Origin of the sequence: Devosia sp., from assembly GCF_025809055.1 — a bacterium.
Lineage (GTDB): Bacteria > Pseudomonadota > Alphaproteobacteria > Rhizobiales > Devosiaceae > Devosia.
The window spans coordinates 1,190,637-1,202,935 of the sequence record NZ_CP075529.1; the positions used below are offsets into that span (position 1 = coordinate 1,190,637).

Genomic DNA, 12,299 nt, shown 5'->3' on the forward strand with positions numbered 1-12,299 from the left:
TGCGGCATTCAAATGTTGCGCTTAGCCCTGCGGGCACAAAGCGATGTAGCGCGTGCCATCCGCACGCTGGTAGACGCAGCGGTCAGGGCTGCCTTCAACCCGGCCGAGAATGTCGCCAGCAGCTGCGCCGGCAACGGCACCGATACCAGCGCCGACGGCCGTGCCAACCAGGTTACCGCCGGTTGCCGCAGCGCCGACCACAGCACCGCCAACGGCACCCACGGTCGCACCCTGCTGGGTGGTCGTGCAGGCTGCAAGGGAAAGAGCGGTAGCGGCGATGATCAGGATCTTGTGCATGTATTCCTCCAACGAGATGCTGCCGGATGAAATGCACTGGCCCGCTAATGGTTCCGATCAATTTTTAGTCTTTGTTAATTCGATCCTCGGGCATCGCCACAAGCGCACCGGCTGCGAGGCCAAGCCAGGCAAGGATCATCAGCCCGCCGCCCAGCGGCGCGGCTCCCGGGAACAGAGGATGTCCGAGCCATTCCCGCATCCCCAGATCGCCGGCAAACACCGCCGTTCCAAGCGCCAGGAGCAGCCCCGCGACCCCGTACCACCGCGACCGGGCATGAAGACCCAGGGCCAGCAGCGCCGGGCCGTGCGACAGGCAGATCGCAGCAATCGACACCAGATTTCGGGCATCACCGCCATGTGAGGCCGCAGCCGCGGCGGCGACACCGGCCGCGCCAGTTAGTCCGGCCGCCAGCAGGATCATCCGTCGGACTATGGTCATGTCTTGCTCCAGTGCCATGCTTTCCCCCAGCCGCAAACTGCACTAGACGATGCAGGCGAGTGTGAGAAACAACCATGAGTGACAATGCCGCGTCCCCAGCCGGGATGCCACCCAATGTGCTGCCGCCGGGAAGCTGGCGTCGAGAGCTTGCGGCCACTTTTCATCTGGCCTGGCCACTGGTTGTCGCCCAGGTCGCGCAGAATGCCCTGCAGGCGACCGACGTGATCATGATGGGCTGGCTTGGACCGGAATCGCTGGCGGCCGGCACGCTCGCAAACACCTTTCTCATGCCATTTTTCCTCCTCGGAGTCGGCATTGTCGGGGCCGTGGCGCCCCTGACCGCTCAGGCGCGCGGTGCGCGCAATATCAAGGCCGTCCGCCGGATCGTGCGGCAGGGATTTTGGGCCGCAATCCTGCTTGGCGCCCTCCTCGCGCCGATTGTGCTGCAGATCAGGACGGTGTTCGGTTGGCTGGGCCAGGACCCGTTTCTGGCGGCCCGCGCGGAGGAATATGTACAGATTGGCGTGCTGATGCTGTGGCCGGCCCTCGGCGTCATCGTCCTGCGGTCCCTGCTCTCGTCGTTCGATTCCACGCGCGTCATCCTGCTGATTACCATTGGCGGCGTTATCCTGAATGCCTGCGCCAATTACCTGCTGATGTTTGGCCATTTCGGCCTGCCGCGGCTGGAACTGCGCGGTGCGGCCATCGCCACCGTGCTGACCAACTTTGCCATGCTTGCGGCCTTCCTGACCTTCGTGCTGCGGCATCGCCGGTTCCGCCGGTTCAACATTCTCATCCGCTTCTGGAAGCCGGATTGGCAGCGGTTTCGGGAGATTTTTCGCATCGGCACGCCGATCGGCCTCACGGTGCTGGCCGAGGTCGGCCTGTTTACGGCGGCTGCCCTGCTCATGGGGCGCCTCGGCACCGATGAAGTTGCCGCCCATGCCATTGCCCTGCAATGTGCTTCGCTGGCTTTCATGGTACCGCTGGGGCTTGGCATCGCCGCAACCGTGCGGGTCGGCTTCGCCTATGGACGGCGCGACGCCGACGGCATTCGGCTTGCGGGCTGGACCGCTTTTGCCATCGGCACCGGGTTCATGGCGATTTCCGCCCTGGCTTTTCTGGTATTCGGCCCGGCCATTGTCACGGTGTTCCTCGATCCGCAGAAGCCGGAAAACCTGCATGCCCTGGCCCTGGCTGCGTCCTACCTCGCCATCGCTGGGGTGTTCCAGCTGGTCGATGGCGCCCAGGTCGTTGCCGCCCATGCGCTCCGCGGCCTCAGTGATACCGCCATCCCCATGCTTATGGCCATCTTCGGCTATTGGCTGGTTGGCCTGCCGGTTGCCTATGTCCTTGGTTTCATTTTTGAAATGCGCGGCGTCGGCATCTGGCTGGGGCTCGCGAGCGGCCTCGCCTTTGTCGCCCTGCTCCTCGTCACCCGCTTCGCCATGCGCGAAAAGCTGGGCCTATTGCCGAAGGCGATGGCGCCTTAGATCGGAGCGCCACCAAGGCCCAACCGGGGCCAGCCAGCCATGCGATTGCGGAACCAGGTGCGCTGCCGCTTGGCATATTGGTGCGTGGCGGTGACCGAAAGGGCAATTGCCTCTTCACGGCTGATCACTCCATCCAGCCAATCCGCAATTTCCCGTACGCCAATCGCCTTGAGCGCCGGCAGCGACGGATCGAGGTTCATCCGCTGCAAGGCCTCGACTTCTTCCACCGCGCCGTCCGAGAACATTGTTTCGAACCTTTTGGCGATACGGGAGCGAAGCATGTCCCTGTCTGGCCAGAGTACCATCCGCTCGGTGGCCCAGTTCTGCAAAAGCGCGGGCTGAACCTGCTGCTGAAAGTGCGAGAGCGGCTTTCCCGTGGCGCGCTTGACGGCGATGGCCCGCGTGACCCGCTGTGGATCGGCGACTTTGAGGCGGCTGGCTGTTTCCGGATCCTCCCTCTGCAACAGGGCCATGCGCCCGGCTTCGTCCATGCCATCCATTTCGAATTCTACCCGCGCAATCTCGGCCGGGGATATCTCCGGAACATCGGCGAATCCATTTGTCAGCGCCTCGAAGTAAAGCCCTGTTCCACCAACGAAAATGACCTCACGATCCGGCGCGACCTGATCCAGCAGCGACGCGACGGCGCGCACCCAGGCGCCGGTCGAAAAGCGTTCGCGCACCGATACGGTGCCGTAGAGGCAATGCTCGGCAGAAACCATATCCTGGGGCGATGGCCGCGCCGTGATCACCCGCAACGTGTCGTAAACCTGCATGGAATCGGCATTTATGATCACGCCGCCACTTGCACTTGCGCGCTTGAGGGCCAGCATCGACTTGCCGCTGGCAGTCGGACCCGCTATCAGCACAGCGCGCCTCTGGCCCGACATCAAATGTCCCCGAAAGTTGCTGCCGACATGCCCGTCCTATCCCTGATCGCCAATCCTGCCGATTCCGAGCTCGACCCGGCCCTTGCCGATGCGATCGTGGCCAAGGTAGGCGGCGAGCTGAACTGGCTCAACCCCGGCATCGCCTGCGATATCCTTGAACCGCGCGATCCTCAAGCCCTTGAAGCGGCACGCGATATTGCCCAGGGTCGCAAGGTGGACATCAACCTGGTGCCGACCGAGGACCGCCGCAAGCAAATCCTGGTGGCCGACATGGATTCCACCATGATCGAACAGGAATGCATCGACGAACTGGCCGCGGCGCTGGGTCTCAAGGATCAGGTCGCCGATATCACCGAACGCGCCATGCGCGGCGAACTGGATTTCGGCCAGGCACTGGACACACGGGTCGCGCTGCTCAAGGGGCTAGAGCGTTCAAAAATCGAGGAAATCCGGCGCGAGGCGATCACGCTGACGCCGGGTGGCCGGGCGCTGGTCAATACCATGAAGGCCTACGGCGCCTATACGTCGCTGGTCTCGGGCGGCTTCACCTTCTTTGCTGACTATATTGCCAAGCGGATCGGCTTCGACGAGGCCATCGCCAATGTCCTTGAGTTCGACGGCGACCGATTGGCCGGCACCGTGGCCAAGCCAATCGTCGACAAAAACACCAAGCGGGAGAGGCTGTTAGCGCTGTCTGTTGAACGGAGCGTGGATGTGTCCCGGACGCTCGCCGTGGGTGATGGCGCCAACGATCTCGACATGATTGCCATTGCCGGCTTCGGCGTCGCGCTCCATGCCAAACCAGCCGTGGCGGCCGCTGCCGGGCTGCGCATCGACCATGGCGACCTCACCGCCCTGCTCTACCTCCAGGGCTATTCCGAAGACGACTTCGTGCGCTGAATACGACCGCATGGTCTCGCGTTTCGCCCCTCGCGGGTAACGCACTGCTGACCTTTGCCACCGCGTATCGTGACATTTGCCCACAAAATGCGAAGGCCGGCGCGAAATCTCGCGCCGGCCTTCTCGTGTACGGATTGAACCTGATTACTGACCGCTGGCGGGAGTCGCCTCGTCAGCCGATTCAGGGGCCTCGGTTTCGGCCGGAGTGGCCTCCTCGACCGGAGCCGGAGTTTCGACACCCATGGTGGGCTCGAGCGTGGTGCCATCCTCGAGCGTGATGCTGGGCGGGGTGGCTTCCTCGATGCCGATGCCATCCAGAGCCGGCTCATCGGTCGTGCTCGGAACCTCGACAGACGCTGCCGGCGGCAGAGGCGTCGAGAAGTTCGTGCTGGCTTCGGGCAGCTGACCCTCGGAGCCGAAGTAGCGGAAGAAGGCGCTATCGGGCGAGAGGACCATGGTCGTGCCGGAATTCGGCAGGGCATTGCGGTAGGCTTCCATCGAGCGATAGAACTCGAAGAATTCCGGATCCTGACCATAGGCCGCAGCGTAGAGACGGTTGCGTTCGGCATCGCCCTGACCGCGGATGATTTCGGCATCGCGGGTCGCGGCGGCGACGATTTCAACGGCCTGACGATCGGCGATGGCGCGCAGGCTCTGGGCCTGTTCCTGACCACGGGCACGCAGCAGGGCTGCTTCAGCCAGACGCTCGGCGCGCATACGCTCGAAGGTCGTGGCCGAAACCTCGGCATCGAGGTCAGTCCGCAGGATGCGGACGTCGACAATGTCGAGGCCCAATTCTGCAAGGTCCGGACGGATCAGGTCACGGGTTTCCTGCATCATCTGGGTGCGCTCGTCGGACAGGGCGTCGGTGAACTCCCGCAGACCATAGACCTGGCGAAGCGCGGCATCGAGGCTGGCCCCGATACGATCCTCGGCCACCGACAACGAACCGGTGGCGCGTTCGCGGAACAGCCGGGCATCGGAGATGCGATAGGTCAGGAAAGCATCGACCTGGTAGAAGGCGTTGCCCGAAACCTGCACGCGCATATTGGCGATGTCGTAGCGCAGCAGGCGATCATCGACGATCTGCACGCTGTCGACCACATCGGTCGGGATCTTGAAGTAAAGACCCGGTTCGGTGCGGATATCGGTGATCTGGCCAAAGCGCATGACAATGGCCTGCTCGCGTTCGTCCACGATGTAGATCGAGGAGAAGAACACGTAGATGGCGGCGACGATGACGGCACCGATGATAAAGAGACGGTTTGTCATGGTCAGTTCCCCGTCGAGCTGGTTGCGCGCGAACGCAGTTCAGGCAGCGGCAGGTATGGCACGACGCCAGACCCATTCGCACCGCTCTCGACCAGGACCTTTTCAGAACCGCCCAGCACCTCTTCCATGGTTTCCAGGAACATGCGCTGACGGGTAACGCCCGGCGAATTGACATATTCGGCATAGACCGAATTGAAGCGCTCGGCCTCACCGGTTGCTTCCTGCACCACGCGGTTGGTGTAGGCGGCTGCCTCTTCGCGCAGGGCCGCGGCACGGCCACGCGCATCACCCAGAAGGGTGTTGGCATAGGAGCGGGCTTCTTCCTGGAGGCGCGTTTCGTCCTGGCGGGCACGCTGCACTTCGTTGAAGGCGTCGATGACTTCAGACGGCGGGCTGGCGTTCTCGATCAGGATCTGGCTGACGGTGACGCCCAGGCCATAGGCCTGCAGGGTCGACTGCGTGATCCGCAGCACATCGGCCTGAATGCCGGCGCGGTCATCGGAATAGACTTCCTGGGCAGGACGGCGGCCGACCACTTCGCGCATGGCGCTTTCAGCGGCATAGCGGACCATCGAATCCTGGTCGCGGACGTTGAAGATATAGGCGGTCGGATCGCTGATGAACCAGAAGACCGAGAACTGCACATTGACGATGTTCTGGTCGCCCGACAGCATCAGGCCTTCATTGCCCGAGGAGGCGCGCGAACTGGTCGTGGCGACGCCGATCTGCGTCTGGTTGACCGTGGTGACGACGCGCTCGACCGTTTCGACCGGCCACAGCATGAAGTGCAGGCCCGGACCGGACAGTTCCGGCTTGGGCTTACCGAAGCGCAGCTCGACGCCGACTTCCTGCGGGTTGATCGTATAGACCGAATTGACGCCCCAGAAGGCAAGGAGCGCGAGCACGCCACCGACGATGGCCCACCGGCCACCGGGGACGCCACCGCGGAACTGATCCCGGCCCCTGTTCAGAATGTCTTCCAAATTGGGAGTATTTCCACTCGGACGGCGCGGGCCGCCGCCACCTCCCCCCGGTGCCTGGCCCCAGGGGCCGCCATTGTTGCGGCCGCCTCCACCACCATTATTCTCCCAAGGCATCGCATTCCTTTCGGTGTCTAAGAGAAATCGTTGCAGTCATATATAAGGAAGGCGGAGCCGCGATCAATGCGCGGAGCCGTGATCCCGTTCGTACACTTTGATGGTGTAGGCCGCCGGGTCGCGCTCGGAGGGGGTGACCTCGGGCGAAGCCACCACCCGCCAGATTCCGGGGTCGATCGGGGGGAAAAGGACATTGCCTTCCGGTGCCATGTCCACATGGGTGATGTAGAGCCGGTCTGCCACGGCCATGGCCTGCGCGTATATGTCGCCGCCTCCGATGACCATGATCTCATCGACCCCACCCTCCCGCGCCAGCGCCTCTGCGGCCGCAATGCCCTCTTCGAGCGAATGGCGCACGATGACGCCTTCGGGCGCATAGCCCTCCTGGCGCGTGACCACGATATGCGGCCGGCCCGGCAACGGTCGCGGAAAGGTCTCGAACTGCTTGCGGCCCATGACCATGGGCTTGCCCATTGTGGTCTTCTTGAACCAGGCAAAATCGGACGGAATGTGCCAGGGCATGGTCCCATTGGCCCCGATGACATTATTGCGAGCGACGGCGGCTATAAGGGAAATGGGCATGGGGTTTCCGGTTTTCTTGAGTGGTAGCGCGCGAGGTTCGACAAAACCAGAGGTTCCCGCTTTCGCGGGAATGACACGGTGGAGGTGGGAATTTCGCGGTGGACGGGAAAAGTCCGAATTGATCCAGGGCAGATGCAAACACAGAGTCATTCCCGCGAAAGCGGGAACCTTTGGTTTGGACCATGTCATCCAGCTACTTCGTCTACATCCTCGCCAGCCGAAAGTTTGGCGCTCTCTATATTGGCGTGACCCGCGACCTGTTGCAGCGCGTGCAGATTCACCGGGACGAACTGCTGCCCGGTCACACCACACGCTATCATATCCATCTGCTGGTGCACTTCGAGGTCTTTGACGACCCGGAGCGGGCGATCCTCCGCGAGAAACAGTTGAAGAAATGGCGCCGGAGCTGGAAGATCGACCTGATTGAAACCGCCAATCCGGCCTGGGATGACCTTTATCCTGGACTGTTCAGCACGGGTGAAAACCAGAGGTTCCCGCTTTCGCGGGAATGACACGGTGGAGGTGGGAGTTTCGCGGTGGGATGGGAAAAGACCGAATTGATCCTGGGCAAGTACAAACACAGGGTTTCGCACGGCCGGACACGGCCCTCGCCGCCATCAACCCGCCAGTCGCGCCAGGGCTTCGCCTTCGACCCGCACCTTAGTCCATTCATCCTGCATCACCCCGCCCTGACTCTTGTAGAAGTCGATGCTCGGCTCGTTCCAGTCGAGGACCCACCATTCGAAGCGGCCGAGATTTTCGGTGATGCAACGGCGGGCGAGGTTGACGAGGAGGGCCTTGCCGATGCCCTTGCCGCGCATGACCGGGTCGACATAGAGGTCTTCGAGCCAGATGCCATGGCGCCCCTGGAAGGTGGAAAAGGTATAGAACCAGAGGGTGAAACCAACCGGTTTTCCGTTCCACTCGGCGATTTCGCAAAAGACCTTCGGGTGATCGCAGAACAGCTCGCGGGTGATGTCCGCCTCGGTGGCGACGACCTCGTGGGCGAGCTTTTCGTAGTCGGCAAGCGCGCGGACGAAGTCGAGAACCAGGCCGGCATCCGCGGCAAGCGCGGGCCGGATGGTCAGGGCCGTCTCAGAACTCATTCGTCGTACCAGTCGACCCGGTTGAGCAGCAGGATTTCGAGCTCCTGATCCCAGGGCGGATACCAGTCGTTCGCGGTCATTTCGAAAGTGGTGGGACCGATCTTTTTGACGTTTTCGCCGCAGAAGGACACGAGGCTATCGCTCGAGCCCTTGTCGACGGTCAGGGTAAAGGTGCCGATGGGTCCGGCCCAGTTGTTGCCGGTCGACCAGATGTAGGAAATCCATGACTCGGTGAAGGGATAATTGGTCCAGCCATCCTCTTCGATCGCCGTGCGCTCCACCGCGGCGATGAAGGCGTCGTCCATGCAGTATTTCTTCCGATATTCAGCCAGTTGCTCGGCCGAATAGTCGTCCTCCTCGCTGTGCGGCATGAACGAAGCGGCGACGGTGCCGCCGATGCTGGGGGTATAGGTATGGATGACCTCCGACGTGCCCGGCGGAAAGGTCGCCTCCCAGCTATAGGTCGAGCGCAGGGTCCAGATCGGCGCATAGTCGGTCTTGGGGCCCTCCCCATCGTCATAGTCCATGCCATAGACCATGCCGCGATGCCTGAGATCGGCGAGCGCCGTATCCGACAGACCGGCCAGCGCCGCATAGGTGGCTTCGCCGAAGGGAAGCAGCGGCACGCCCAGCTTGGTCAGCTGCTTGGTGTAGTCGATATTGTTCTTGAAGGCATATTGGTGGAGCTCGGCCGCGACCGGGGCGCCGTTGAACGTGGTCCTGAAATTGAAGATGTTGTTGGGGTCCGAAACGGCTTCGCCATTGTAGGCGGCCTCTTCCACCGGAATGGCCACCATGGACTCGGGGCTGCCCTCGATATCGGGCATGGGGAAGGCCACGAGAATGTGCTGGGGCTCGGAAGAGGTATTGTTGAACTCGTAAACGACCTTGATCTCGGTGGGCGAGACGAAGAGATGTTCGGAGGTCATGGAAATGGTGTCGTTGGTGACGAAGACCAGCCCGCCTGTGCCCAATTGCGCGGTCGTGTCATTGGCCAGTGCCGGCGCGGATACCATCGCCGCCAGCGCGGCCGCGTGAAACACCCTCATCGTTCCCTCCAAATGCCGGGCGCCCTGCACGGCGCCGCAAGGCTTATCTAGCCGGTTTCACGGCTTTTCCGAAAGATAGCCGAACCACTTTCTCTCAAGCGCGGCATCGAGATCGATGCCGGCATGGCGGGCATAGAGCAGGAGGAAGGCCAGAAGATCGGCGGCCTCGTCCTCCCGGGCCTCGGCGATTTCAGCCTCGGAGCGATCCTTGGTGCGGCCACGCTGGGTAAGGCGGAGATGCTCGGCGGTGAGCTCGCCTAGCTCTTCCTGCAGCTTGAACAGGAACCAGTCGGCATCCCGCTCGATGCGGTAGATATCGGCATAAATGTCCGAAACTTTTGCGGCAAGCGCGGTGAGTTCGTCCAGCGACCGGCTCATACCGCAATCGGCGCCTGGATGCGCGGGTGCGGATCATAGCCCTCGAAAGCGAAATCCTCGAACACAAAGTCCTCGATGCGCTTGCGGTCCGGGTTCATCACCAGCTTGGGCAGCGGCCGGGGCTCACGGGTCAATTGCAGCCGCGCCTGCTCGAAATGATTGCTGTAGAGGTGGGCATCGCCCAGCGTGTGGACGAAATCGCCGACCCCCAGATCGCAGACCTGCGCCACCATGTGGGTGAGCAGCGCATAGGAGGCGATGTTGAAGGGCACGCCCAGAAAACTGTCGGCAGAGCGCTGGTAGAGCTGGCAGCTCAGCTTGCCATCGGCAACATAGAACTGGAACAGCGCGTGGCAGGGCGGCAGGGCCATATTATCGACCTCGGCCGGGTTCCAGGCCGATACGATATGGCGGCGGCTGTCGGGGCGGGTTTTTATCGCCTCGATCACACCGGCGAGCTGATCGATATGGCGGCCATCGGGCGCCGGCCAGCTGCGCCATTGGCTGCCATAGACCGGGCCGAGATCGCCGTTGTCGTCGGCCCATTCGTCCCAGATGGACACGCCGCGCTCCTGCAGCCAGCGCACATTGGTCTCGCCGCGAATGAACCAGAGCAGTTCGTAGATGATCGATTTGAGATGCAGCTTCTTGGTGGTGACCAGCGGGAAGCCCTGCGAAAGATCGAAGCGCATCTGGTAGCCGAAAATGGAGCGCGTGCCGGTGCCGGTCCGATCGGACTTGTCGGTGCCGGTTTCCAGGATGTCCGAGAGAAGTTTCAAATAGGGCTGCATGGGGCCAAGCTACTGCGATTCGCGCCCGCACGCGCCCTGCCCCGCTATGGTTATGCAAAGTCTCGTGACGGTATCCTAATACCGGCACAATTGCTGCCAGACTGTGGCACCATGGCTGGGCGAGATTGGCGTGACACCATTTGGAGACCAAGGATGAGCCCTGCCCTTCGCCCCCTCCGCAAGCGCGAAGCCATGCCCGAATTCGTGCGGCTGGCGCTCGAAGAGCGTGGCCTGCGGGCCCGGTATGACGCCCGCCCGCCTTATCAGCGCAACGACTACCTCCTATGGATCAACAAGGTGAAGCGCGAGGAAACCAAGCGCAAGCATCTCGAACAGATGCTCGACGAACTCGAAGCGGGCGGGGTCTATATGGGGATTGATTGGAACGGCTAGGCGAGATCGGAGCGCAGGACCGTCTCGTCGCGCTCCCAGCTATGGCTTTGGTCGATATGGGCCAGTGACCAGGCAAAGACCTTCTGCATGGCACGCAGATCGCGGGCGGCGACGGCCTCCTCGAGCAATTCGTTGACCCGCATCTTGGCCGGCAGGTGACCTTCCGGGCCCAGCCGCTCGAATTCGACGCCGACTCCCTGCTCGACCCAGGCGCCGACCATGCCGGCAAATTCCTCGGACACGAGAAACGGTGACAAACGCAGGATGAGAAGGGTCACCGCGTCATGGTCGAGATGTTCGGAGCGGATGACGACGCCGCTGTTATTGGGGTGCCAGTCCTCGCCGAGGTCTTCGAGGAAGAACCAGCCGCAGTAAAAGCCGCGACAGACCGTCGGGCGGGCCTCGTAAACCGTGCAGCCCCGGCCTTCGGCGCAATGCGGGCACATGGTGTTGGCCGGCTTTTGCAGCTCTTGCGTGCGAATGGGCGGGAAGGCGCAGCAGGCGGTGCAGCCGTCGCAGCTTCTATCCTCCAGAACCGCAAGGGGCACGCTGATCCTCCACCGCTGCCTGAGATACAGCTAACCGCAAACCGGTGGTCAGCACCAGCTTTCGCGGCGCCCGCGCCATTCATGCGCCAGCCCTTCGGCCACCAGGATCGGACCAATCGAGCGGCCATCGCGCTCGACCAGGCGCAATTTGCGGCCATATTGGTCCTCATCCCGATCAATATGGGCCAGCGAGAACGGGCCCGCGCCCAGCAATTCGGCCAGGCGGCTGGTGGCGCGGCGCCCCAGGCTCGCCTCGGCGGCGCAGGATGGCTGGCCCACCTCGGGCGTGTTGATATCGGCAATGCGGTATTTGACCCCGTCCAGCCAGAAGGTGTCGCCATCGACCACGCAGGTGACACGCACCGATCCGGCGCAGACGGGGAAGCTGCGGGAATAGACCGGCGCTGTGGAAACGGCTTGCGGGGCGTCGAGCAGGCGGGTGGCAAAGCCGGTATCGCGCAGACCAATGGCGGCGACGCCGCCAATGCCGAAGGCCACGAGCAGCATGGGCACGAGCGGCCACTGATCGAAGCGCGACGCAGGCCGGCCACGCCGGCTGCGCCCCCGGACTGCCCAATATCTGCTGTCTGCCATGCCGCTCTCCCCGATGCGGGAAGATGGGCGATGCCGAATTAATGACCGGTGAATCCGCGACTGGGTTTGCAACCGGATGCCGGGTCACCTATATTGGAGATGCCCGCAAGGGCTATGGCGATAAACGGTCATTGTAATAAACCCATCGGACCCGGGGGCAGTACCCGGCGTCTCCACCATCTCCCCCCTGCCGGGAGGAGCCAATGGGGACGAAACAGGATCGACGAGGGCGTAAAGAGTGTGCTTTTGCTCGGTGAGGTACCACCGTTATCGGTCCGAAACTTATAGTTGCTAATGACAACAATAAGGCTCCGGTCGCTCTCGCCGCGTAAGCGGTGCTAGCACTGGGAATTAAAGTCCTCCGCTCCTAGCCGGGCGGCAGGCGGGGTTCGCAGGCACCTGGCAACAGAAGCCTGCACTTCACCCCAGCCCGGTGCCGATCCTCGCCTTTGTCCTTGAAATATTAGGGA

General features: G+C 62.7%; 16 protein-coding genes and 1 other RNA gene. 5 read left to right on the top strand and 12 right to left on the bottom strand.

The genetic code is table 11. From position 1 onward, the window contains the following. Nucleotides 1-21: 21 nt before the first annotated feature. Nucleotides 22-297 (bottom strand): glycine zipper domain-containing protein, encoded by a 276-nt coding sequence (locus tag KIT02_RS05890; RefSeq protein ID WP_297583487.1) that lies wholly within the window; start codon nucleotides 295-297, stop codon nucleotides 22-24. 64 nt (nucleotides 298-361) lie between these two features. After that, nucleotides 362-736, bottom strand: a complete 375-nt coding sequence (locus tag KIT02_RS05895) for a DUF423 domain-containing protein (protein ID WP_297583490.1) — start codon at nucleotides 734-736, stop codon at nucleotides 362-364. A 74-nt stretch (nucleotides 737-810) separates the two neighbouring features. Between KIT02_RS05895 and KIT02_RS05900 the strand changes: the two genes are divergently transcribed. Continuing rightward, complete coding sequence (locus KIT02_RS05900) at nucleotides 811-2,229, top strand: MATE family efflux transporter (protein ID WP_297583492.1); 1,419 nt, start codon at nucleotides 811-813, stop codon at nucleotides 2,227-2,229. Here KIT02_RS05900 and miaA read toward each other — a convergent pair. Beyond that, entirely contained in the window at nucleotides 2,226-3,119 is an 894-nt protein-coding gene (miaA, locus tag KIT02_RS05905) for a tRNA (adenosine(37)-N6)-dimethylallyltransferase MiaA (RefSeq protein ID WP_297583494.1), read from the bottom strand. The genes KIT02_RS05900 and miaA overlap by 4 nt on opposite strands. Nucleotides 3,120-3,146: 27 nt before the next feature. Between miaA and serB the strand changes: the two genes are divergently transcribed. Then, on the top strand, nucleotides 3,147-4,019 hold the full coding sequence (serB, locus tag KIT02_RS05910; RefSeq protein ID WP_297585124.1) for a phosphoserine phosphatase SerB: 873 nt from the start codon (nucleotides 3,147-3,149) through the stop codon (nucleotides 4,017-4,019). 144 nt (nucleotides 4,020-4,163) lie between these two features. Here the strand turns inward: serB and KIT02_RS05915 are convergent, their stop codons facing one another. From KIT02_RS05915 to KIT02_RS05925, 3 genes are all read right to left on the bottom strand, one after another. Then, complete coding sequence (locus KIT02_RS05915; protein WP_297583496.1) at nucleotides 4,164-5,291, bottom strand: SPFH domain-containing protein; 1,128 nt, start codon at nucleotides 5,289-5,291, stop codon at nucleotides 4,164-4,166. Nucleotides 5,292-5,293: 2 nt separating this feature from the next. Continuing rightward, nucleotides 5,294-6,388, bottom strand: coding sequence for an FtsH protease activity modulator HflK (gene hflK, locus KIT02_RS05920; RefSeq protein WP_297583499.1), 1,095 nt, complete (start codon nucleotides 6,386-6,388; stop codon nucleotides 5,294-5,296). A 63-nt stretch (nucleotides 6,389-6,451) separates the two neighbouring features. Then, complete coding sequence (locus KIT02_RS05925) at nucleotides 6,452-6,970, bottom strand: dihydrofolate reductase (protein WP_297583525.1); 519 nt, start codon at nucleotides 6,968-6,970, stop codon at nucleotides 6,452-6,454. A 182-nt stretch (nucleotides 6,971-7,152) separates the two neighbouring features. On the opposite strand from KIT02_RS05925, the gene KIT02_RS05930 reads away from it, so the two are divergent. Beyond that, nucleotides 7,153-7,482, top strand: a complete 330-nt coding sequence (locus KIT02_RS05930) for a GIY-YIG nuclease family protein (protein WP_297583528.1) — start codon at nucleotides 7,153-7,155, stop codon at nucleotides 7,480-7,482. 105 nt (nucleotides 7,483-7,587) lie between these two features. On the opposite strand, the gene KIT02_RS05935 is transcribed toward KIT02_RS05930, so the two are convergent. From KIT02_RS05935 to KIT02_RS05950, 4 genes are read right to left on the bottom strand one after another with little or no spacing between them, the layout of a single operon-like run. After that, nucleotides 7,588-8,076 (bottom strand): GNAT family N-acetyltransferase, encoded by a 489-nt coding sequence (locus KIT02_RS05935; protein WP_297583531.1) that lies wholly within the window; start codon nucleotides 8,074-8,076, stop codon nucleotides 7,588-7,590. Continuing rightward, nucleotides 8,073-9,125 (bottom strand): DUF4424 domain-containing protein, encoded by a 1,053-nt coding sequence (locus KIT02_RS05940; protein ID WP_297583534.1) that lies wholly within the window; start codon nucleotides 9,123-9,125, stop codon nucleotides 8,073-8,075. Before KIT02_RS05940 ends, KIT02_RS05935 begins: the two co-directional genes overlap by 4 nt. 57 nt (nucleotides 9,126-9,182) lie before the next feature. Continuing rightward, nucleotides 9,183-9,503, bottom strand: a complete 321-nt coding sequence (locus tag KIT02_RS05945) for a hypothetical protein (protein ID WP_297583536.1) — start codon at nucleotides 9,501-9,503, stop codon at nucleotides 9,183-9,185. Then, nucleotides 9,500-10,294 (bottom strand): thymidylate synthase, encoded by a 795-nt coding sequence (locus tag KIT02_RS05950; RefSeq protein ID WP_297583538.1) that lies wholly within the window; start codon nucleotides 10,292-10,294, stop codon nucleotides 9,500-9,502. Before KIT02_RS05950 ends, KIT02_RS05945 begins: the two co-directional genes overlap by 4 nt. A gap of 153 nt (nucleotides 10,295-10,447) precedes the next feature. Here KIT02_RS05950 and KIT02_RS05955 point away from each other — a divergent pair, with 153 nt between their 5' ends. Further along, complete coding sequence (locus tag KIT02_RS05955) at nucleotides 10,448-10,687, top strand: YdeI/OmpD-associated family protein (RefSeq protein WP_297583540.1); 240 nt, start codon at nucleotides 10,448-10,450, stop codon at nucleotides 10,685-10,687. Here the strand turns inward: KIT02_RS05955 and KIT02_RS05960 are convergent. Then, nucleotides 10,684-11,235, bottom strand: coding sequence for a hypothetical protein (locus tag KIT02_RS05960; protein WP_297583543.1), 552 nt, complete (start codon nucleotides 11,233-11,235; stop codon nucleotides 10,684-10,686). The two genes, KIT02_RS05955 and KIT02_RS05960, sit on opposite strands and share 4 nt — an antisense overlap. Before the next feature lie 48 nt (nucleotides 11,236-11,283). Further along, on the bottom strand, nucleotides 11,284-11,829 hold the full coding sequence (locus tag KIT02_RS05965; protein WP_297583545.1) for a thermonuclease family protein: 546 nt from the start codon (nucleotides 11,827-11,829) through the stop codon (nucleotides 11,284-11,286). Nucleotides 11,830-11,891: 62 nt separating this feature from the next. On the opposite strand from KIT02_RS05965, the gene ssrA reads away from it, so the two are divergent. Further along, nucleotides 11,892-12,249, top strand: a transfer-messenger RNA (tmRNA) gene (gene ssrA / locus KIT02_RS05970). The last annotated feature ends 50 nt before the right edge of the window (nucleotides 12,250-12,299 follow it).

What these genes read in the sequence shown, in the direction of transcription:
- KIT02_RS05890 (WP_297583487.1), bottom strand. Translation starts at nt 297, where the DNA reads ATGCACAAGATCCTGATCATCGCCGCTACCGCTCTTTCCCTTGCAGCC.
- KIT02_RS05895 (WP_297583490.1), bottom strand. Translation starts at nt 736, where the DNA reads ATGACCATAGTCCGACGGATGATCCTGCTGGCGGCCGGACTAACTGGC.
- KIT02_RS05900 (WP_297583492.1), top strand. Translation starts at nt 811, where the DNA reads ATGAGTGACAATGCCGCGTCCCCAGCCGGGATGCCACCCAATGTGCTG.
- miaA (WP_297583494.1), bottom strand. Translation starts at nt 3,119, where the DNA reads ATGTCGGGCCAGAGGCGCGCTGTGCTGATAGCGGGTCCGACTGCCAGC.
- serB (WP_297585124.1), top strand. Translation starts at nt 3,147, where the DNA reads ATGCCCGTCCTATCCCTGATCGCCAATCCTGCCGATTCCGAGCTCGAC.
- KIT02_RS05915 (WP_297583496.1), bottom strand. Translation starts at nt 5,291, where the DNA reads ATGACAAACCGTCTCTTTATCATCGGTGCCGTCATCGTCGCCGCCATC.
- hflK (WP_297583499.1), bottom strand. Translation starts at nt 6,388, where the DNA reads ATGCCTTGGGAGAATAATGGTGGTGGAGGCGGCCGCAACAATGGCGGC.
- KIT02_RS05925 (WP_297583525.1), bottom strand. Translation starts at nt 6,970, where the DNA reads ATGCCCATTTCCCTTATAGCCGCCGTCGCTCGCAATAATGTCATCGGG.
- KIT02_RS05930 (WP_297583528.1), top strand. Translation starts at nt 7,153, where the DNA reads ATGTCATCCAGCTACTTCGTCTACATCCTCGCCAGCCGAAAGTTTGGC.
- KIT02_RS05935 (WP_297583531.1), bottom strand. Translation starts at nt 8,076, where the DNA reads ATGAGTTCTGAGACGGCCCTGACCATCCGGCCCGCGCTTGCCGCGGAT.
- KIT02_RS05940 (WP_297583534.1), bottom strand. Translation starts at nt 9,125, where the DNA reads ATGAGGGTGTTTCACGCGGCCGCGCTGGCGGCGATGGTATCCGCGCCG.
- KIT02_RS05945 (WP_297583536.1), bottom strand. Translation starts at nt 9,503, where the DNA reads ATGAGCCGGTCGCTGGACGAACTCACCGCGCTTGCCGCAAAAGTTTCG.
- KIT02_RS05950 (WP_297583538.1), bottom strand. Translation starts at nt 10,294, where the DNA reads ATGCAGCCCTATTTGAAACTTCTCTCGGACATCCTGGAAACCGGCACC.
- KIT02_RS05955 (WP_297583540.1), top strand. Translation starts at nt 10,448, where the DNA reads ATGAGCCCTGCCCTTCGCCCCCTCCGCAAGCGCGAAGCCATGCCCGAA.
- KIT02_RS05965 (WP_297583545.1), bottom strand. Translation starts at nt 11,829, where the DNA reads ATGGCAGACAGCAGATATTGGGCAGTCCGGGGGCGCAGCCGGCGTGGC.